The organism is Mongoliitalea sp. (genome assembly GCF_054166905.1).
Genome location: NZ_JBSZCK010000026.1, coordinates 118,431 through 139,977, shown reverse-complemented (window position 1 = coordinate 139,977; position 21,547 = coordinate 118,431). Strand labels below are relative to the sequence as shown.

Here is a 21,547-nt window from a genome sequence, read left to right as displayed (position 1 = left end):
GAATACAATATACAGCAAAAATCCTGCATCAAAAAGTATCGGTGGCCTCAGGTTCTTGGTTTTCGGTATAAAACTGATAGGTCAGCACTTTCTCAATAGCTTTTTGTATCGCTTGATTTATGGGCATCTGATCCGTGGTCAGCCCATGATCAATGTTGAATAATTGGGCATAATAGCCACTGCTGGATGGTAGTTCAAGACCTTCATTGATAGCTTGAGCGGCAGCTTCAAACTGGTTTTGCTTTTCAGTTTTTATGTTTTTGCAGGTGATGATTTCTTTTTTTCCATGTTTATTTGTGCGATAGGAAGAGCTAAATAAGCGACAGATCATTCCTCTATTGTGATAATCTGAGCAAAAACCCATTGAACCATCTTCTGAAAAGCTTTTATACACAATACACCAATCGTCGGCTGTTTTGCTTTCCAATAACTCAAGAGCTGCGTCTGCCTTTCCCTTGTCATAGAGATCGAAAGCTAAGGGTATAAACTCCATCACCGTGGCACTCACTTTGGGATTGGAGCAACACTTCCCACAGCCACTGATACAAGTCAGTTGGCTCACATCCATAAAGGCTTTGACTTCATGATCCAACTGATCAAAAACCTTTCTTACTTCCGCTGATTTTTCCCTTAAGTTCATAGCTTTCAAATAAAAGTTTGCGAAGGTACAGAGAGTTTGCAACAACTACAATACCTAAAAATCAGCTAACGTATAAATCGATAGATAGTTAATTTTCAGAAAACTACTAAATTATGTGTATATTCGTTTTGGAAAAAATTAGATCAGGTACACATGAAAAATCTAGGCTATATCTTTTTTCTCTTGATTATTCTTGGAGCTTGTGTCCAAGAAGCCGAAGAACCTGTATTGGAAGAAGAAGAGCCTGAAATCATCAGTGAAGGATCTAGGGTATGCTCAAATGATTGGGGGACTCTTTCAGGGGAGTTTGATTTGTTCCGTACATGGACCTTTATAGGGTTTAAACATACTTCAACGAATGAATTCCATAGTCTTACTTGCTTGGCTAAAATAGCTGATTTTGCATTGAATGGGGAAGTGTTCGAGGATATGAGTCCAATAGAGCTCACCTTCATCAGTGATAAAGCATGTCAGATAAATGCCTTCGATATCCCTTGGGTTGCAAAAACAATAGGTTTGGAATCTGCAGGTTGTATGACCAAAACGCAAGAGGGGATTGTGGTGTGGGAGGATAGTAATCAACGTAAGCCCCTCGAAAATCCTGCCCGAAATACCCTGTCAGTTTTGGAATTTGATGGTCAATTCATGCGAGGGATTACATGGGCTACTGTTTACAACATCAAAGAAAACCGACTTTATCTTTACGGAGGACTTGAGAATATGGCGATGGTTTTTGGAACTTCAGACTAAGGGTTTTACCATTAAGGGATGAAGAAAATTAAGAGCTGAAACAGCCTATATCTCCTAAAAAGTTCATCTTCAAATACAAAAACCAGAAATTCCATGATGAATTTTTTCTCAATTTTTTCTACTATTGGGACATTGAATACAAAAGGTATTTCCTTAGTTAACCCTAACTTCTAACTAGTTACCCCCATGCAAAAATTCATAAGCATCTTTCTTTTCTATATTCTTTTTATTTTCCAAAGCCTTGGACAGACTATCATCTACTTGGATGAGTATCGTGTTCCTATTCAACCAAGCAAAAAGTCTCCAGCAAGTTACTTTATGATCAAAACAGGTTCGGAGCTCTCAGAAATGACCCTTACGTTCACAACTGACACAGTCTTGGTACTAGAAAAAAGAGTAGATAAAAACGAGCAAGGAACAACAATCCAAAAAATTGATTCAGAATACACCGATGAGGCTGAATTAATTGGTCGAACAGTAAAAGATTTGATGAATTCAACCACAACCTCAGAGATATTTTTCACAAATGGCACACCCAAAAGTAAATCGATAACAAAATCAGGAGCAATCATAGAAGAAGTCTATTTTGACCAAGACGGTCAGGCTATCCCCAAGCCCACTATTACCATGCCTGTACCCAAAGGAGACATGCAAGGTTGGTTTGAGTATTTGAATAAAAACATGAAAATGCCCAATGAAGTCCGGTATTCGGGCATGAATGAAACTGTGTATGTGAAATTTAAAGTTGACGCTGAAGGTGCTATTGACCTTATTCGAATATATAATCCCGAGGAAGTTCACCCGTCCATTTCCAAAGAGGCAGTACGCTTACTTCTAAAATATCCTCATCGCTGGAAACCTGGCACATTCAATGGACAACCGTCTCCTGTTGAAATGATATTGCCATTGAGGTTTAAGTATGGAAGCTAGACCTTTGAGTCTATAAATTAAAATTTTTCAAGATTACATCAGAAAAATAACTTTTTGACCCCAATTTTACAGGACAATTAGTGTTTTAGCGAACAACTGAGTCAAAAAACACTAATTTGGCAGCTTTACTTAACTTCCTAGCTTGACCATTTGTAAGCTCAATTTCTGATTCACTTCTGTGGATTTCAGCATGTTCAGGTTGATTTGGTAAAGGCTTAGCTACAGGATGTGTGCCAAACCCTCGACATAAAGCTACTGAAATGGAAACTACGGCTCTAACCGGAAAACGATTTCTCAATTCCTCGATAACTTCTGAACTTGGCCTGCCTGCATCCCGATCAACTGACACACCCCTTGAGTCTTTAAAAACAGCTGATGAAGGTTTGTTCACCTCAGGTTTCCACCAATTTGGAAAAGGTTTGACAGCTCTATACAATATTTCATCGTCAGACAGGTACGGTGGCAGCATGAAAATCTTCTGTTAGTTTAAAGATTTCTTCTTCCAAAATCTCTCTTTCTTCATCTTTTCCATTAAACTGAATGAGACCGATTATTTTATCTTCAAAAATCTCAAACTCAAGATAATCATCTCCTATTTCAAACTCCAATTGAATGCTGTTTCTGCCTGTTGGAAAGATATCAGGTTGAAATTGGAGTTCACGGACTATTGTAAAAACCTTTTGTATTAACGCTTCAGAAAATGTCACAGACCCTTTTCCATTCCAATCTACTGGTAGCTGTTTTATACTTCGTAATGTTTGAAGATTTTTTAGTAGAGGGTCTTCGTGTCTTTTTACAATGTTTTTTGTAAAATAATTTTTAGGGCGAACCTGTCGGTTTTCGACTATAGCCCACCCAATAGAACTTGTACCAAGATCAAGACTAAGTGTCTTCGTGCTCGTGTTTTCGAATAGTAGATTATTCATTTTTCAAAAAGTTTTGTTCAAAGGTTTTAAGATGCTCCCCCAACCATCTGTGAATTTCTTTGGCATGTTGGTAATCCATGATTATGCCATTTTCTACGACCCTAACGAGACTTTGTTCATGATCAGCAGGTTTTCTCTCGCTTTCAACTTCACTAAAAACATTCCCTTCTTTAATTTCAAATGTTTGAGAGTTAGGCAAAGCAACTCTTTCCAAATAAAAATTCACTATAAACTCACCTTGTGGCCCAATTCCACCAAAAGCACCATTAACATATTTTGGGTTATAATCGTCCTTGAATATGTATTTGGAAATGATTTTGTTCTTTTTATCCATGCACAAGATTATTTAACTCTAATTTAAAGGAAGATAATTGAAATCCAAAATCAGTTAATCCTCATCAACCCACGCATTCCAAAGTAAATCCAGATTGTCATTGATTTCTTCAATATCTACATTTTCGAAATCAATTTTTTTCTTTCCTTTTATGCCCAGCCATTCCCTGTAGTTTTTATACTCAGGGTGTTTGGGTTCGTTGATGGCTTCTTCTAGCTGCGCAAAACCCCAAGGTCCTCCACAATCCTCCGGAGGACAAAGTCCGGCCGCCTCCGTACAAACAGGAATTTCCCCATCAAATTCGGATAAATCTTTTTTGGTGACTTTCTGAATAGAAATCTTATGCCACCAGTCATCGCCAAAGTCATACCAATACCAGAAAGTTTTTCCGTCAGTTTGCGCTAAAAACTCTAACAGAGAAATCTCATCTGCCATGTATGTATCTCCGTGGTGCATTCCCCATAAATCATCCTCTTCAACTACTCTTTGAACCATTATTTTTGGTCTCTGTTTTTTGTCAGAGAACTGAAATAGATGACTATTTTCCCAGCCCATAGCCACTTGAATGATTAAGTGTAACTCATGCATGGAAATATCCGCAGGGATCACGACTTTTCGAAAAATGGGAAAAGGCATATTATCAAGGTTAATTTTTAGCTTGATGATAGCTACCATCTCGGATAGGGGCGACAAGGGAATAATTTTGGTCATTTGCTTTCTATTGAATTATTTGATAAAAACCATTCCTAAAGATAACATTATTTCTTCTTCAATCTCCTCCATTTCACTTTCCACTTAGCCCTCGAGTACTGTGGGATTGCACGCATGGATTGTAGTATTACCACTACCAAAATACCAATGGTTACTGGAAAAACTGTCTCGAATCCCCATCCAGCATCTAAAATAATTCCATAGAGTGCAGGCCCCACAGCAGAACTTAAAACCATCATACTAGTGAAAAGCGAGCGAACTGTACCGATATATTTTTGACCAAAAAACTCCACTTGAAGCGCTGCTACCGTCGCACTTCCAAATCCCGTGGATAATCCCATCAAGACCATATATGGATACATCGCCCAGGAGGCATCGATCAACCAAATACACAGCAAAGCAATCAAGTAGGGAAAAAGGTAAAAGGGGAAAAAGGTTTTAGCCTTGTATCGGTCGATCAATGGCCCTGCCGTGAGAATACTGAAAGCAGATGCAATCGCATACGCAGTCAATCCAGCGGCAATAACCCCTGTATTCCAACCTTTAAACTCAACAATAGGAAATTGATAGAAGAATAATCCGGTGATGGCAAATGGAATAAAAAACACATTTGGTGCTAACAGCCAAAACTCTTTGGATCGCATGATATCCCGCTGTCTGATCTTTTTTTGAACAACATTATGCTTATTCTCAGATTCTTCTACGACAACTTCAGGAACCAAATGCTTATCCTTAACAACAAACAAGGTGAAAATTGTAACAATTACCGAAACCAGACCCGCATTGAGCCACAAGGACTCTCTCCAGCCTACCTGTGTAATCACCAGCAATATAATGGCAGGCAGAATCGCTTGTCCGATGGGATGACCCAAAGAAGCCAATGAAATAGCCTTACCCCTGTTGACAGAAAAATAACGTGACATGGTAGTGATGGAAATGTGCGAATACAGACCCTGACCAGCTAAGCGCAAACCTAAAAACGCAATGGGAATATACCACCAAGCCTGTGCCATGCTAAAAAACAACAAGGATATAATGAATAAAAAAGTCGTCGCCAAGGTAAACTTCCGTAGAGGAACTGTATCAATTAATTTACCCACCTTAGGTAAGAGAGCAGCACTCACGATAGTAGCTACCCCATAAAAAGTACTTATCAAACCGTTGGATAGGGAAAATTCATTCATAATAAAGGGCACGTACAGGGCCAATAAAAAAGTCTGCCCAAAACTGGACAAAGCAGTCATCATGATTCCAAAAATCACCATGACGGAGTTATTTCGGATAAATGTAAGGTAGTTCACAAATGAATATCAAGGTTTAAAATAGGTTAAGCAAGGTACTCATTTGATTTAGAAAGCGCCCCTAAGTGATGATAAAATCAGTTCCTGAAACACTTCAAAATCGACAGGCCTCCGAACTTATCACTGATAATCCGTAGATAACCTTCGGAAAACACCTCCTGAGTTCTCTTACCTCTTAAGCATCAAAAAGGATCATCTGAATACTTGGTAGGGCTTAATCGTTCCTCCCTGCTTTTGAATCCTCCAAACCGGTAAGTAAAAGAAAGTGTACCAATCCTCGTTTCCATATTGAACATCCGGATTTGAGAAAATTCAATGTCATTTGTGCGGACATTGTAGATTCTGGTGTTAAAAATATCCGACACATTCACACTGATCGTACCCCTGTTCTTCAAGACCTCTCTTTTTGCGCCGATATTAATCCCCCAAATCGGATCTACTTCCCCTTGAGGCATCACAACAGGACCTCGATAGTCCGCCATAAACTGTATCGTAGCAACTTTAGGCAAGGCCCAGTTACCAATCATGTTCACACTCCACGTAAAGTTGGAATTGAAAAAGTTTTCACGAATGTTACGCCCGTCGATTTCTGTATAGAAGAAGTTTCCTGTCAAGGTCAAATCTAGATTAGAAGCAAACTGAAACTGATTGATCATTTCTAGACCTGTATCTCTTCTGAAGTTGGCATTTTCTTGCAATTGCACCACCCCATTATTTTCCAAAAGACCGAACACCCGTGTCATGGCATTGGTAGTCCTACGATGATACAAAGTGCTACTCATGAGCCATTGTTCCCACCCTTTGGTGTAACCAACCTCATAACTATCAGTAAATTCAGGCAAAAGTAGAGGGTTGCCCAAGCGGGTATTTAACAAATCTTGTGCATTGTAAAATGGTGCTAATTGACCCCAAGAGGGCCTGTTGATTCTTCTACTATAATTGACCAAAAACTCTTCTTCATCCCCTAAATCATAGGTTAGATAGATACTCGGGAAGAAGCTGAAATAATTATTTTCATATGAAGTGGCTGTGTTACCATCTAAACCTAGTGTGTAGGTCTGTTCGGCACGAAGCCCTATTTGATAGGCCAATTTTTTTGTTGAATTTCGGAGGATGGCATATCCACCTACTACGAACTCATCAAAATCAAAGGAATTTGTAATGGTGTCATTGGTGACGTATTCGTTGCTTTCTAAATCCAATTGATCGAAAAATTGACTAGGCCTAAAGTATGAAAAGGTCCCTTTTAGTCCTGTCTCAAGCTTAAGCCCATTTCTGAAAGGTTTGGTATAATCCACCTGAGCAATCCACAAGTCTGAATCAATGGGCCTCCCGTAAATTTGATCCTGAAATCGGCTCGGAACTTCAAGATTATTTGCATCAAAAAAACGCTGATCAAAAAATTCCACACGCTCTTGCTTGGAAGTGGCATAACTGATGGAAGTGTAGAACTTTTGCCCTAACGTATCAAGATCTACATCGAAGGTAGTTCCTAATTCGAGATTTCGGGCAAACTGATCCTCAGTCAGCACACGTACAAATAAGCTATCCTGTCCTCTATCGAAATTCTGATGTCGCTGATTATAAATTCTGATTCGGTCTCTAGACGTATGACTAAATCTACCATAGAATCCCAAAGTTACATTTTGATTAATCAAATGATCTAAGCCCAAATTAACCAAATGATTTTGATTGGTATTTCTAGTATCAAAATCCTGATCTAAAAAGGGTGAAACATTTGGGTCTGACGTGTTGCGCAAACTCTCACTTAATTCAAAAATATAACGGCTTTGAAAGTTGTATGAAGCATTGAAAATCCACTTATCCGTACCATAGTTTAGATTCAAACCTGCTTGATATTTGTCTCTTGTACCAACAGCAACATTTACTTGACCATTCAGCCCGAGTCTTACATCTTTCTTCAAAATGATATTAATAATTCCTCCCACCCCTTGAGCATCGTATCTAGCCGATGGGTTGGTAATAAGTTCTACGTCCTTGATGCTGTTGGCAGGGAACTGAGCAAGGATGTTTTCGGTCTCCTCCGAAGTCATGTTGGTAGGTCTTCCGTTGATGTAGATGAGGATATTACCTGAGCCTCTCATGGTGATACCTCCATTTTCATCAATTTGAACGGAAGGCAGGGTGTTGAGGAGCTCCGAAGCACTGGCACCTTCAGCCAAAATGTTGTTTTCTACATTATATACCCTTTTATCTATATCACTTTTAAAAATAGACGTTACACCAGTCACTGTCACTTCATCCAAAGCTTTAGTACCCGATTGAAGCCTGAGAACTCCAAGATTTAACTGTCTACCTTTAACTTCTAATGATTTAAAAAAATTATCATAACCTACAAAACCTATCCTGAGTAGGTACTTACCTTCGTCTGCAATGAATGAAAAGTTTCCTTCAAAATCAGCTGTAGTCCCACCTACCAGTGTACTATCAGCTAGAGATAAAAGTGCAACGTTGGCAAACTCAAGATTGTCTCCAGTGCTGGCATCTTTTATTTTTCCTTTTATTTCTGTTTGTTGTGCTGAAACAATTTGGTGAAGAAAAACACTCAAGAAACATAAAATGTAATTCTTGTATGTTGACATGATTTAGGTAGATTTTAGTTGGTAAATACAAAAATCTACCTAAAAAATTCTGAAATCAATCTAATTTGTGTAAAAGGCGCTCTGCCTTGACAAAGCAATCCTTATCGTCTAGCAGCGCAATTGATACAAAAATTACTTTCAGGTAAAAATAGTAGCCGATTAATATTAATTCCAAACTTTTATTTTAAAAACAATCGATTACGAATCAAAATTTAGCAATAAAATAGCCATTTTTATTCATTCATTGAAATAAAATTCTGATTTTCTGATTAAATGAGCTACCTTTGAGGTTTGAATTTAATAAGTATTGACCTATGACGCTTACTCCACCCTGATTACCTGATTTTTTAAACGACTTAGTTTTCTCTCTTGAAGCAAGGCAATCATGCCTTGAAACAGATTATTAATTACGAATTTCCCAAACAAAAAATTATGACACAGATGTTTTACCGCCTGTTCAAACCTGCACAGGCAAATCTGAAAGACGAAGTATTATCGGGCCTAACTGTAGCCTTGGCATTGGTGCCAGAAGCAGTAGCTTTTTCACTAATCGCCGGAGTCAGTCCATTGGTAGGTTTATACACTGCATTTATCATCGGGTTGATTACCTCCATCTTAGGCGGTAGACCAGGTATGATTTCTGGCGCCACCGGTGCAATTGCCGTAGTAGTGGTAGCACTGATAGCTACACATGGTGTGGAATATTTGTTTGCAGCTGTAGTATTAATGGGTTTAATCCAAATAGTGGTAGGTCTCTTAAAGTTAGGAAAATTGATCCGACTAGTGCCTCATCCGGTAATGTTTGGCTTTGTCAACGGACTAGCAATCGTAATCGCGATGTCCCAATTTGATCAATTCAAATTCACCACAGCAGCGGGTACTGTAGAGTGGATGACGGGAAACCCATTGTACTTGATGATTGGACTAGTGGCATTGACTATGGTCATTATCAAGTTTTTGCCAAAAGTGACTACTGCGGTTCCTTCTGCATTGGTGGCTATATTGACCGTCTCCATGATTGTAATTTTTGGGGGAATAGACACAAGAACTGTTGGAGATTTAGCATCTATCAGTGGGGGACTGCCAGAATTTCACCTGCCAGTGGTGCCATTGAATTGGGAGACCTTTATGATTATCCTTCCTTATTCGGCTATTATGGCTGGAGTGGGTTTGATTGAAAGTTTGTTGACCCTGACCCTGATCGACGAAATCACAGAAACTAGAGGACACGGAAATAAGGAATGTGTGGCTCAAGGTATTGCAAACGTCACGACAGGCTTTTTTGGTGGAATGGGTGGATGTGCCATGATTGGCCAATCCCTGATCAACGTAAATGCTGGTGGTAAAAATAGAATTTCGGGTATTGTAGCATCCGTTGGATTGTTGGTATTCATACTTTTCCTCTCCAGCTATATTGAGATGGTCCCTATGGCGGCATTGGTTGGACTGATGTTTATGGTAGCGATCGGAACGTTTGAGTGGGCGTCTTTAAAAGTATTCAGAAAAGTGCCTTTCCATGATGTATTAGTGATGGTGATCGTAACCTTGGTGACGGTATTCCTGCACAATTTAGCCTTGGCTGTATTGATCGGTGTGATTATTTCAGCACTGGTATTTGCTTGGCAAAATGCAAAAATGATCCGTACCAGAAAGCGTGTGGATGAAAATGGTGTGAAGCATTATGAAGTCTTTGGTCCTTTATTTTTTGCTTCGGCCATGACCTTCGGGCAAAAATTTGACCCTATCAATGACCCTGAAGAAATCATTATTGACTTTGCCGAAAGTAGAATCGTGGATCACTCAGGTATTGATGCCATACATAAAGTAACCGAGCGCTATCATAAGCTTGGAAAAACAGTTTACATCCGCCACTTGGATAGCTCGAGTAAGGTCTTACTCAGCAAAGCTGAAAAAATAATCAATGTCAATTACACGGATGATGATCCGAGTTTTAAGATTGTGTTTGAAGAAGATCAAAAGGTAGGAGTTTAATAAGTCATGATCTAAAAATAACAGGCCTTGGGTGAGAACTCAAGGCTTTTATATGACCTCAATCTGAAATTTTTCCATGATAGAAACAGAATCTGGGAGGTTTGTATGTTGGTAAGCATTTCACTATTTATCATCTTCGATTACCATTACTAGAAATGACACCTGATAGTATCAAGGAAATTCCGCAATTTGCATCTAATCATGACAGTAGGCGCTCTAATTTCCACCAAAAACAAACTTGATTCTCAAGAGCTTTTCAAAATCTCCCGTTTCAAGCCATTGATCAAAAAGACCAAACCCCATAAGCACGAGGGATATTTTGAGTTGATCTATATCGCAGAGGGAGAAGGCTTTCATTGGATAGAAACAGAGAATTACCAAATACAAACCCCTGACTTTTATTTCCTCAAGCCAGGTCAATTGCATTTTTGGCAGTTTACAGCCATACCCAAAGGCTACGTGATGATGTTCAAAGAGGAATTTATCGATGCTATTAAGGAAATTAAAATTCTCCAACAGATGCAACAATTGGGGGAACTCACAAGGATCTCCCATTGGCAAGACCCTATGGTAGCGCATATATTTGAAGATATCCTTCGGATCTTTCAGTCTGACGCAAAAAATACAGAAGATGTGATCAAAGGATACCTCAGGGTTCTTTTTGCGAAAATTTCCGAACACGCAACTGGGAAAGCATCCATCGTCGAAAACCCGCTTTGCGATCGTTTTTTGAGTTTGTTGTCCCAAAAGAGCCCCATCCTGCATAGAGTAGCAGATTATGCTGCCCTTTTACAGACTACTCCCCAAAACCTCAATCAATCCTGCAAAAAGAAAACCGGCAAAACCGCATCCGAGCATATCAGTGCCCAATTGATCCTGGAAGCCAAAAGGAATATCCTCCACACCGAACAAAACATCAACCAAATCGCTGATCTACTTCAATTTAACGATTCCTCCTACTTCGTCAAGTACTTTAAGAAACATACCGGAGAAACACCTCATCAGTTTAGGGGGAGGTATTTTGGATAAAAAATAATAGTTTCACGCAGCAAGCGCAACGTTTAAACGAAACGCCCGAAGCAAGAAGAAAAATCCATTTTTAAACTAACTAGTTTCAACTCCCTTTTCCCAATTGATCTAGTGATAATTTCGTTATATTTACTGACACAAAATTTAAAATTAAAGTAGCTATGGGTGTAGCGGAATTAAAATCAAAACTTCATGACGTGATCAACGCGATCAATGATCAAAATAAATTAGAGGCCCTCTATTCCTTGTTGAAGGACACAAAATCTAAATATGCTACCATGAGTTTAGAGGAATATGTTGGTGCCATTGAAGAAGCAATTCTTCAGGTAAAGAGAGGTGATTTCTCTTCGGTAGAAGATTTTGAAAAAGAATCTGAAAATTGGTAAGGTCTGAAAAATATAAAGAGGTTGTTTGGACAGATAAAGCCAAGATGGCGCTAAAGGATCATTATGACTGGATAAAATTAGACTCCAAAGGTGCTGCTGATAAAGTCAAGCAAGAAATAATTAGAGCCAATAAAGATTTAGTTTTTGAACCAGAAAAATATCAATTGGACGAATACTACCCTAACAATCCAGGTAACATTAGAAGATTTTTCAGATGGAGCTACAGAATTATTTTTCAAATTCAAAATAATCAGATCGCCATCTTGAATGTCATACACAGCAGTCAAGAGCCAAGGAAAACTTGAGAATAAAAGAATGATTTTTCTTAATAAATAAAATCCTCTAAGCCATTCTAAATTTTTTTTATCAATGACTTCTAGGGAAATCAAATTCCCACTTTCATTTTTACCATTTTCCCATTCATTTTTACCACAATCCCTGTATATACATGAGTTATTTTTGTAGTCGGTGAATCATCTTTAAGTCTTTCATCCATCGACCTATGTTTAAAAAATCCATAACTGGCTTATTGTTTCTACTGATATTCTATCAGGTGCAGGCACAAAGCCAACTCAAGGAACTACTTGAAATCAGTACAGCAAACTATCCGGAGCTACAGGCCAAACGCCTTGAAACCGAAGCGGCTCAACGACTAGTGCAATACGAACGCTCTGATTTCCTACCTAGCCTAGACGGCTCTTACCAAATGGTATATTCTACCAATAACAACATCACAGGAATGTTTTTGCCAGGACAGGTCATGCCGATTTCAGGCCCGCCTGTACTGGAAAACTCTTTCGATATGGTATTTGGTTCTGCCGCTGCTCTCCTACTAAACTGGAGCCCCTTTACCTTTGGGAAAAGAGAAAGCAAAATTCAATCAGCCAAATTTGGACAGGAACTTGCTCTAAATCAAGAAGTACTTTCAACCCTTGAACACCAGGTTAGGTTTACAGAAGCTTATCTCAACTACTGGGCAGCTGAATCCATGTTGACAGCTGCCAGAAAAAATAAAGACCGTTTCGAATCCAACCTGAGCCTTTCCAAAACTTTGGTGGAAAATGGCCTTCGTCCGGGTGTGGATTCATCCCAATTTCGCTCCTTGCTAGTTCGTTCCAAAATTGACTATCTCAATGCCCAAAAAATAGCTGAGAGCATGCTAGCACAAGTTCGCGAACTCCTCGGCGACGATGAAATAGTAATTCAACTAGATGGAGGTCTTGACAAAATGGTTCCGATTCAAATAGACGAGCCGATGGATGGCCATCCCCTTCTTCAGCGATCGCGAACACAAACCCTTTTAGCAAATGCTCAAAAGACTGAGCTCAACCGCTCCCTATTGCCAGACTTAAATCTATGGGCGACAACCTTTGCTAGGGGCTCTTCTATTCTTTTTGAAGGAGGTTTCAACAATCCCACGGATGGTCTAGCCTTCTCTAAGTACAATTATGGAGTAGGCTTTCAAGTGGCCGTTCCGATTTTACAATTTACCCGTACTTCCAAATTGGTTCAAAGACAAAATTCCCTGATTTCAGCAGCTGAAGCGTATGAACTGCAGGTAGAACGATCACTTGACAAAGACAGAACGATTGCCAAAGTGACTTTAGAAAAAGCACTGGAAGCAGCGACCTTGGCACCAGCCTATGTGCAAGCTGCTGAATACAGCTATCAAGCGCTGCAAGCAAGGTACGATGCCGGACTAATCAATCTGAACGAACTAGTCCAAGGTCAGGCAGATTTGGCAAAAGCCGAAGCTGAAAGCATCAAGGTCATGGCCGAGATGTGGAAAGGACTGCTGTACTTTGCCGCAGTCAGTGGCGATATAGAATTCTTTTTAGCTCAATTACAGGATTAAGATATGCGATTAATTGAAGGTTCTCTTAACAAACCCATCACAGTAATGGTGGCAGTATTGGCCATAGGGGTATTCTCCTTTTTGGCAATCCGATCCATGAAGATCGATATCTTTCCAACATTTGGTTTACCTACGATTTATGTGGCACAGCCTTATGGTGGGCTTTCACCCGATCAGATGGAGTCTTTCGTGACAAATTATTACGAGTATCATTTTCTCTATGTCACTGGTGTAAAATCCGTAGAGTCCAAATCGGTTCAGGGAAATGCGCTGATCAAGATCATCTTTCATGAAGGCACGGATATGAGTCAGGCTGCCGCTGAGGTAGTGGGCTATGTCAACCGATCGAGAGCATTCATGCCTCCGGGCACCGTTCCTCCCTTTATCACCCGATTCGATGCAGGCTCTGTTCCTGTGGGACAATTGGTTTTTTCTTCTAAAACCCGTACACTTGGAGAGATTGCCGATTTGGCACTATTCAATGTGCGACCAATGTTCTCCACCCTCCCTGGAGTATCTGCTCCGCCACCTTTTGGAGGAAGTGCCAAATCTGTTATTGTAAAGTTGGACCCTGAAAAAATCCAACGCTACTCATTTACCCCCGATGAAGTAGTAGCAGCCTTGGCAGCATACAATGTGATCTCCCCAGCAGGAAATCTACGAATGGGAGATGAAATGCTCCTCACGCCAACCAATGCGGTAGCAGAGACCATCTCCGATTTTGAAAATATACCCTTGACACTGGGAACAGGTGCTTCAGTTTACCTAAAGGATTTAGCTAACATAGAAATTTCTTCCGATGTCACAACTGGGTACGCCTTGGTCAATGGAGCTCGCTCCGTATATATTCCCGTAACCAAAAGAGCAGATGCCTCCACTTGGGAAGTAGTGAAAAATGTCAAAGAGACCTTGCCTCGGATGCAGGCTTCTATTCCAGATGACATTGCTGTTTCTTACGAGTTCGACCAATCAGGCTATGTGATCAACTCTCTCAAAAATGTGCTTTTTGAGGGAATTTTGGGGGCTGCATTAACGGGATTGATGGTGTTACTTTTTCTAGGGGACAGAAGAGGAGCCTTGATTGTGGTCATGACCATTCCTATTGCGCTATTGACTTCGGTGGTTTTTCTAAATATGCTGGGTCAGACCATCAATATAATGACCTTGGGAGGTTTAGCGCTATCGATTGGGATTTTGGTGGATGAGGCTACCGTAACTATAGAAAATATCCACCGCCATTTGGAAATGGGAAAAAGCAAGGCTCTTGCCATCTTGGATGGATGTAAGGAAATAGTCACCCCTAAACTTCTAATACTATTCAGTATTTTAGCAGTTTTTGCACCTGCTCTATTTATGTCAGGTGTGCCTCAAGGGATGTTTTTGCCCATGTCCTTGGCAGTGGGCTTTGCCATGATTGCATCCTTTTTACTCTCCATGACATTTGTCCCCGTGATGGCTGTTTGGTTGATGAAAAAACACATTCCAGAAGACGAAAACAGCCGATTCAATAGATTTAAGGCCAAGTATTTGAAAAGAGTACAATCGCTGGAAAAAAGAAATACCCTGAGTTTATTTGCTTACTTTGGAGTTGCTGCTCTCCTGTTTATTGGAGGTTTTAGTCTTGTTGGGCTGGATATTTTTCCCAAAGTAGACGCTGGACAAACCGTAGTCCGCTTACGCCTCGATACAGGGACACGCTTGGAGCGTACAGAAGAGGCTACCCAAACATTATTAAGTTTGGCAGAAGAGGTGGTTGGAAAAGGTAACATAGACATTACTTCTGCCTTTGTTGGTACCCAGCCCTCCAGTTTTCCAGTCAATCTGATTCATTTATGGACCAGTGGGCCTCATGAGTCTGTGACTAGAATTAACCTAAGCAAAAATGCTACCATATCAATAGACCAATTCAAAGAACAACTCCGACAAAAGGTTTCCTCGGAAATGCCTGATGCCAAGATTTCATTTGAACCAGGAGACTTAGTGGACCAGGTTTTGAATTTGGGTGCCAGCAATCCCATTGAAATCGCTGTTTTGGGAAAAAACTTAGCGCAATCAAATGAAATCGCAAAGAATCTGAGAAATAAACTTTCTAAGGAATCCATTTTCAGAGATGTACAGATTGCAACACCTTTGGATTATCCAACATTGAAAATCAATATTGACCGAGTAAAAGCAGGTCAGTTAGGATTGACTGTAAAGGAAATATCGGAAGCTTTAGTGACCGCAACTTCTTCGAGTAGATTTACCCAACCCAACTATTGGCGGGATCCAGTTTCGGCAGTCGCCTATCAGGTACAGGTAGAGTATCCTCAATACTTGGTAGCCAGTCAACAGGATATAGAAATGGTCCCGATTGTGAATGATGGCACTAGAAAAGTGTACTTACGGGATGTTGCATCATTTGAAAGCCTACGAACGCCCGCAGCTTATGACCGCTTAAATCAACAGCGATTTATCACAATCACGGCCAATATTCACAAAACAGATTTGGGTTCAGCAGTCAACGTCTTAAACAATACAATTGAAGAATTGGGAGCGTTGCCAACGGGTGTTCAAATCTTACCAAAAGGACAAATAGATCTACTTAGTCAGACAATTCAAGAACTTCAGCTTGGTCTCTTGATTGCTGTGGTAGTCATTTTCTTGATGCTTTCTGCCAATTTCCAATCGTTTCGGACTGCATTGGCTACGATGGCCATCATCCCTACGGTTGTTGCTGGTTCCATCATCTTCCTTATCCTAACAGGACATACACTGAACATACAGTCTTACATGGGAATGATAATGGCCGTAGGTGTAGCCGTGGCTAATGCCATTCTCTTTATAACAAACGCTGAAGAACTTCGAAAGGAACAAGTAGCATCTGCCCATATCCAAGCAGCTACTAATCGAGTAAGACCGATTCTGATGACCAGTCTTACGATGGTAGTGGGCATCATGCCTATGGCATTGGGCATAGGCGAAGGTGGTGATCAAATTGCGCCTTTGGGTGTCGCAGTAATTGGTGGACTCTTATTCTCCATGGTCAGTACTTTATTTTTCCTACCCTTGATTTATAAGCAACTAGTAGGGAAAAAGAAATTTATCAGCCCATCATTAAACCCATTGGACACCAACAGTACCTACTTTGAAGCTTAATCCAGAAATTATGAAAAATATAACATATCATTTCCTCTTAGGAGTAGCCCTCTTTCAGTTTTCCTGTAGCTCGGGTGAGCAACAAACTTCCGAAGCAGAGGATATTCGTAGTGCATTTAAACTATCAAAAGAAGCAATAGAGACTGAATTAAAGTTACCTGCAGAGCTTTTACCTTATGAAAAAGCCGACATACACACCAAGTTGGATGCTTATGTGCAGCGAGTATGGGTGGATATAGGAGATAAAGTCAAAAAGGGTCAAGTTTTGCTGAGCCTTGATGCACCAGAAATCAAAAGTAAAACTGCCGAAGCTGAAGCCAAACTAGTAGAGGCCGAGGCAAAATACCGTGCATCAGAAGACCGGTACAAACGATTATTGAATGCTTCTAAAACAGAAGGAGCCATTTCAGAAGGGGATTTAATTTCTGTCAGGAATGCATTTCATGCCGATAGTGCATTTTGGGAGGCAGCAAAGTTGATGGCTCGAAGTTTTCGTGAACAGCAGGATTATTTAAGTATCCGTGCAGCATTCGATGGCATTGTTACCAGCAGAAATGTGGATGCCGGAGATTTTGTCAATCAAAACCAAAGTAGGACATTACTTACGGTAGAAAGACCAGATAGATTAAGGCTGCGAGTGCACGTACCAGAGGCATACGTACAAACTACCACACAATCAGAACAATTATATTTCACTACCGACGGTTTGAGTAACCAACGATTAGAAGCACAATTGGCCAGAAAATCTGGAAGCATCAATCCGCAAACACGCACAGAAATATGGGAATATGAATTTGACAATCAGGAAGGAATCTTGAAGCCAGGCATGTATACGATGGCAGCACTGATCTTAAACAGAGCTGAGGAATCTTTTGTCGTTCCTTCCGCAGCAGTGGCCACGACATTGGAAAAAAAGTTTGTCATCCGTATCAAAGATGGGGTGATGGAGTGGGTCGATGTGCGGACGGGTATTTCAAAAAACGGAAAAACAGAAATCTTTGGAGAATTGAATAGCGGGGATGTTCTATTGAGCCGTGCTTCCGATGAATTGAAACAAGGGCAAAAAATTGAATATGCTATAGACTGACCTTTGGGGTTTCCAAAAACCCCGAAGGTCTTCGAGCAGAAGAAGCTGAAAGAACAATATATTTCAAAATATCAATTACAAACCTTCGAGGTCCCAAAGACCTCAAAGGTTAAGGTTAACAAACCAAAAAACCATGATCAAACAACTCTTACAAACAGACAAATCCAAAACCACCATCATTATTCGTTTGATGGTAGGAGCAGTATTTCTATCAGAAGGCATTCAGAAATTCCTGTTTCCGGCAATTCGAGGAGCAGGAAGATTTGAAAAAATCGGACTCCCCAATCCGGAGTTTCTTGGCAGCTTTGTGGGCGCATTTGAGATCATCTCAGGGGCCTTGATTTTATTGGGATTGGCCACAAGACTCGCATCCATTCCTACCTTGGTCATCATGTTGGTAGCCATTGCAACAACAAAATCAGAAGTCTTACAAAATGAAGGATTTTGGCCCATGATGCATGGAAGTCGAACAGACTGGAGTATGTTATTGGGAAGTATTTACTTGATTATTCGTGGGGGAGGAAAATGGTCTGTAGATAGTTTGTTTAGAGACAAATAAGCAATCTCATTTTTTGATTAACTTCATGCTTGAATCTACTGCTTTATGAAAAACATTCTCTATTGCTTGCTCCTAAGCCTTCTACTCAGCTGCCAAGCCTCCACTGAAAAAGCAAAACAGCTCGGTCATATACATGCATTTATTGAAATGGTAGCGGCAGATGTTAAGCCCATTGCATTGAGCGAACCTATGGAAGCCCAAATGGTGGATGAACTATGGGAGGAAGTAATATCCATGGCTGAGAAAGCAGGTGTTGGGGTGTTTAGAGAACCTGACTTGATTCAAACCTCCCTATTCCCTACTTCCGTTTCTTTGGGTAAAGAAGTATTGATTTTTCATAAAGAAAATTCCTTAGCTGCCTATTTAAATTTAAAAAAATCAATCCCCAACCTTGAGCCCGAAGCAGCCGCCAGAAGATTTGGGAGATTGCTGGGGTATCCAACTCATTATATCAATCAGCTCCTTTCAACAAATACAGCTTATAAATCCTTACCTGATTTCGGTATCCAAGCAACCAATATTTTCCTTTACTATCAAGATCTCCAAAGGGCTGAAGACTTTTATGGGCAATTGCTGGGACTAGAAAAAGTTTCCGACTACACCTTCGCCAAAACCTTCCAACTATCATTGGATGCCTACTTGACAATTGTGGATGAATCTATCGGTAGACACAAAGCCGATGAACCCAAAACAGTAGCCATCGCCTTGTTGACGGACCAATTGCCCGAATGGTATGCATACCTGTTAGAAAAAAATGTACCCATCAAATATACCTACAAACCAAAAACTGACAATGCACATGACGGATTTGTCGCTATTGACCCGGAAGGATACTTGTTGGAGTTTGAGACCTTTAAGCAGCATCCAGAAAATGAACTGCTGATGCCTCAGCTACAGAAATTTGGTGCATTGAAAACGTTCGATCCATCCGTAGCCGCAGGATTGGGATTCTATGGAGCAGTTTTCTGGACCTATTATGAAGACCTACAGGAAGCAGAACTGTTTTACATGGAAAAAATAGGTTTACCATTGATGGTGGATCAAGGGTGGGCCAAAGTTTTTCAGGCTTCTCAAACAGGATATATCGGCCTAGTGGATGAACGCAGAGGCATGCACAACTTTACCGAGAAAAAGGGAAGTAGCATTGCTTTTGTAGTAGAAGACTTGGAAGGTTGGTATGCATATGTTCAAGAACAAAACCCCTTTCCACTACACAGGGAATGGTATGAAGACGCCGAAAAACGCTATGAAGCATTTGTTGGGGTAGATCCCGGTAAGTATTTCATGGAATTCAATAGATTTATTCCACACACTCAAAATGAACAACTCCTGAAACGCTTGCAATGGAACTAATCATCATTGCCTGTGTGGCCTTTTTGGTCTCTATCCTCACCTTTTTTTCTGGGTTTGGGTTGGGGACAATTCTGACACCTGTATTTATGGTGTTTTTCCCCGTTGACTTAGCTATCGCCTTGACAGGAGTTGTTCATTTTTTCAACAATATTTTCAAACTCTTGTTGGTTGGAAAAAATGCAGATAAAGCGGTATTGATTCGCTTTGGTATTCCAGCAGTGATTGCTGCTTTTGTAGGTTCATGGGTGCTGCTCAACATCACCGATTTAGATCCACTTTTCAGCTATGAACTCTTAGGAAAGACTTTTGTAGTCGAACCCGTAAAGTTTATCGTATCCATACTCCTGATCATATTTGCATCCATGGATTTGATTCCGTATTTCCAACAACTACAGTTTGGTAAAGAAAAACTACCCCTTGGCGGAGCTTTGAGTGGGTTTTTTGGAGGCTTATCAGGGAATCAAGGAGCCCTTCGGGCCGCATTTTTGATCAAAGCAGGATTATCTAAAGAAGCATTTATCGGCACGGCAGTGGTGGTTTCCACCTTTGTGGATTTAACCCGACTGAGTGTCTATGCTACCCGCTTTGTCAGCACCGATTTGAGTGAAAACCTCACACTTGTCCTAACAGCAACACTTTCTGCGATTGCAGGAGCCTATTTGGGAAACAAGCTATTGAAGAAAGTAACGCTGAAATTTCTGCAAACCACAGTAGCCATTTTGCTTATTTTAATTTCTATTGGGTTGGGTATGGGTTTGATTTAGATAAAAGATGGCGTAAAGGCTTCAAACCTGCACTTCTACACATGCAACTTTTCTTGTTTTTGCATAAGTAGATGTGCAAGAGTTTACTTTCATGTATTTTTTATATTTTTATCAGATTACTGCATTCACAAAAACAACCAATCCCTTGCCCGAAGACTTTTCAGCTTTGTTTCAATACTTTGAAAGACACCAAAAACTTTCATCTTCTGCTCAGGAAGCTATACAGGCGATCTGTTCGGTAGTGCATATTCCCAAAAACAAAGATTTACAGGCCATTGGGCATACCTGTAAGACTATTTATTTTGTCCGTAAAGGAATTGCTCGGATATACTATTACAAAGATGGTACGGATATTACAGAGTCTTTTGCTTTAGAAAATTCCCTCATTGCCCGCGTAGAAAGTTTATTTACCGGAAAGCCTAGTAAAAAAGGTATACAGGTGTTGGAGGATGCGGATTTCATAGGCATTCATTCACCAGCTTTGATTGATTTGTATGATAATTTTCCTGAGATAGAGCGTCTTTTCCGAAAGATTTTTGAAGCCGCCTATGTAGATACCGTCAATAGGATAGAGAGCATCCAATTCCATACGGCCGAAGAGCGATATGAAGACCTATTGCGTACTTCACCTGATATCTTGCAGCGTGTATCGCTCAAACACATTGCCTCCTACCTAGGAATCACCCAAGTCAGCCTCAGTAGAATCAGAGCAAAAGCCAACTAATTTAATCAAAAAATTAGTTGCAACGAATGCGTCAGGGTTACTTCCCTTTTTGCCACTAATTCAAAAAATGTTTCTTCCCCCAAAATCAATTCCGTCTTTTCCTTCCATTTTTTTCCGCGTCTTCCGCAATTTCCGCGAGCCAACCCCAATTTGCGTCAGCAAACATATCTGTGTCAATCTGTGATCATCATGTTTCCGATCTGTGTCCAAAAATAACCCTTCCAGATAGATAAGATATCAGGGCTACGCCCCTCTTTTTCCTAACTTTCATTCTTACTACGAAGATCACAGGGCTAAAGCCCCTTTTGTTACTTCCACCAAACATGATTTAACCCCAAAACCAATTCCGTCTTTTCCTTCCATTTTTTTCCGCGTCTTCCGCGCATTCCGCGAGCGTACTTTTTTTAACATTTGTAAAAGGAATCCGATTTTTGGCTGAGGACCTTTGTGTTTCAATTTAGGAAC

20 protein-coding genes are annotated in these 21,547 nt (G+C 40.3%); 13 read left to right on the top strand and 7 right to left on the bottom strand.

The genetic code is table 11. The annotated features are described in order from the left end of the window. Positions 1-28 precede the first annotated feature (28 nt). A complete protein-coding gene (locus ACXIUD_RS09505) occupies positions 29-640 on the bottom strand; it encodes a YkgJ family cysteine cluster protein (RefSeq protein WP_458052396.1) in 612 nt (203 codons plus the stop codon). A gap of 153 nt (positions 641-793) precedes the next feature. Here ACXIUD_RS09505 and ACXIUD_RS09500 point away from each other — a divergent pair, with 153 nt between their 5' ends. Together ACXIUD_RS09500 and ACXIUD_RS09495 are read left to right on the top strand one after the other, a co-directional pair. After that, positions 794-1,390 carry a hypothetical protein gene (locus ACXIUD_RS09500; protein WP_458052395.1) on the top strand — a complete coding sequence of 199 codons (597 nt, stop codon included), beginning with the start codon at positions 794-796 and terminating at the stop codon, positions 1,388-1,390. Positions 1,391-1,576: 186 nt separating this feature from the next. Next, entirely contained in the window at positions 1,577-2,320 is a 744-nt protein-coding gene (locus ACXIUD_RS09495; protein ID WP_458052394.1) for an energy transducer TonB, read from the top strand. Positions 2,321-2,405: 85 nt separating this feature from the next. On the opposite strand, the gene ACXIUD_RS09490 is transcribed toward ACXIUD_RS09495, so the two are convergent. The 6 genes from ACXIUD_RS09490 to ACXIUD_RS09465 form a co-directional block, all read right to left on the bottom strand. Beyond that, a complete protein-coding gene (locus ACXIUD_RS09490) occupies positions 2,406-2,789 on the bottom strand; it encodes a hypothetical protein (protein ID WP_458052393.1) in 384 nt (127 codons plus the stop codon). Further along, a complete protein-coding gene (locus tag ACXIUD_RS09485) occupies positions 2,767-3,246 on the bottom strand; it encodes a hypothetical protein (RefSeq protein ID WP_458052392.1) in 480 nt (159 codons plus the stop codon). Before ACXIUD_RS09485 ends, ACXIUD_RS09490 begins: the two co-directional genes overlap by 23 nt. Further along, positions 3,239-3,580 carry a DUF3467 domain-containing protein gene (locus tag ACXIUD_RS09480; RefSeq protein ID WP_458052391.1) on the bottom strand — a complete coding sequence of 114 codons (342 nt, stop codon included), beginning with the start codon at positions 3,578-3,580 and terminating at the stop codon, positions 3,239-3,241. Before ACXIUD_RS09480 ends, ACXIUD_RS09485 begins: the two co-directional genes overlap by 8 nt. Positions 3,581-3,634: 54 nt before the next feature. Then, positions 3,635-4,291: a plasmid pRiA4b ORF-3 family protein gene (locus tag ACXIUD_RS09475; protein ID WP_458052390.1), complete on the bottom strand. Its 657-nt coding sequence runs from the start codon at positions 4,289-4,291 to the stop codon at positions 3,635-3,637. 47 nt (positions 4,292-4,338) lie between these two features. After that, a complete protein-coding gene (locus ACXIUD_RS09470) occupies positions 4,339-5,592 on the bottom strand; it encodes an MFS transporter (RefSeq protein ID WP_458052389.1) in 1,254 nt (417 codons plus the stop codon). Positions 5,593-5,774: 182 nt separating this feature from the next. Beyond that, positions 5,775-8,195: a TonB-dependent receptor domain-containing protein gene (locus ACXIUD_RS09465; RefSeq protein ID WP_458052388.1), complete on the bottom strand. Its 2,421-nt coding sequence runs from the start codon at positions 8,193-8,195 to the stop codon at positions 5,775-5,777. A gap of 432 nt (positions 8,196-8,627) precedes the next feature. On the opposite strand from ACXIUD_RS09465, the gene ACXIUD_RS09460 reads away from it, so the two are divergent. From ACXIUD_RS09460 to ACXIUD_RS09410, 11 genes are all read left to right on the top strand, one after another. Beyond that, positions 8,628-10,187 carry a SulP family inorganic anion transporter gene (locus ACXIUD_RS09460; protein ID WP_458052387.1) on the top strand — a complete coding sequence of 520 codons (1,560 nt, stop codon included), beginning with the start codon at positions 8,628-8,630 and terminating at the stop codon, positions 10,185-10,187. A gap of 201 nt (positions 10,188-10,388) precedes the next feature. Then, positions 10,389-11,216, top strand: coding sequence for an AraC family transcriptional regulator (locus ACXIUD_RS09455; RefSeq protein WP_458052386.1), 828 nt, complete (start codon positions 10,389-10,391; stop codon positions 11,214-11,216). 161 nt (positions 11,217-11,377) lie between these two features. Beyond that, a complete protein-coding gene (locus ACXIUD_RS09450; protein ID WP_458052385.1) occupies positions 11,378-11,602 on the top strand; it encodes a hypothetical protein in 225 nt (74 codons plus the stop codon). Further along, the gene (locus ACXIUD_RS09445) at positions 11,596-11,907 is read left to right on the top strand and encodes a type II toxin-antitoxin system RelE/ParE family toxin (RefSeq protein WP_458052384.1); all 312 of its coding nucleotides are present in this window, start codon (positions 11,596-11,598) and stop codon (positions 11,905-11,907) included. The genes ACXIUD_RS09450 and ACXIUD_RS09445 overlap by 7 nt, the downstream gene beginning before the upstream one ends. 197 nt (positions 11,908-12,104) lie before the next feature. Further along, positions 12,105-13,457: a TolC family protein gene (locus ACXIUD_RS09440; RefSeq protein WP_458052383.1), complete on the top strand. Its 1,353-nt coding sequence runs from the start codon at positions 12,105-12,107 to the stop codon at positions 13,455-13,457. Between the two features lie 3 nt (positions 13,458-13,460). Further along, positions 13,461-16,595: an efflux RND transporter permease subunit gene (locus tag ACXIUD_RS09435; RefSeq protein ID WP_458052382.1), complete on the top strand. Its 3,135-nt coding sequence runs from the start codon at positions 13,461-13,463 to the stop codon at positions 16,593-16,595. A 10-nt stretch (positions 16,596-16,605) separates the two neighbouring features. Further along, entirely contained in the window at positions 16,606-17,682 is a 1,077-nt protein-coding gene (locus ACXIUD_RS09430; RefSeq protein WP_458052381.1) for an efflux RND transporter periplasmic adaptor subunit, read from the top strand. Between the two features lie 133 nt (positions 17,683-17,815). Next, positions 17,816-18,241, top strand: a complete 426-nt coding sequence (locus ACXIUD_RS09425; RefSeq protein WP_458052380.1) for a DoxX family protein — start codon at positions 17,816-17,818, stop codon at positions 18,239-18,241. 45 nt (positions 18,242-18,286) lie between these two features. Further along, on the top strand, positions 18,287-19,594 hold the full coding sequence (locus ACXIUD_RS09420; protein ID WP_458052379.1) for a VOC family protein: 1,308 nt from the start codon (positions 18,287-18,289) through the stop codon (positions 19,592-19,594). Continuing rightward, positions 19,585-20,358 carry a TSUP family transporter gene (locus ACXIUD_RS09415; RefSeq protein WP_458052378.1) on the top strand — a complete coding sequence of 258 codons (774 nt, stop codon included), beginning with the start codon at positions 19,585-19,587 and terminating at the stop codon, positions 20,356-20,358. The genes ACXIUD_RS09420 and ACXIUD_RS09415 overlap by 10 nt, the downstream gene beginning before the upstream one ends. 91 nt (positions 20,359-20,449) lie before the next feature. Continuing rightward, on the top strand, positions 20,450-21,082 hold the full coding sequence (locus tag ACXIUD_RS09410) for a Crp/Fnr family transcriptional regulator (RefSeq protein WP_458052377.1): 633 nt from the start codon (positions 20,450-20,452) through the stop codon (positions 21,080-21,082). The last annotated feature ends 465 nt before the right edge of the window (positions 21,083-21,547 follow it).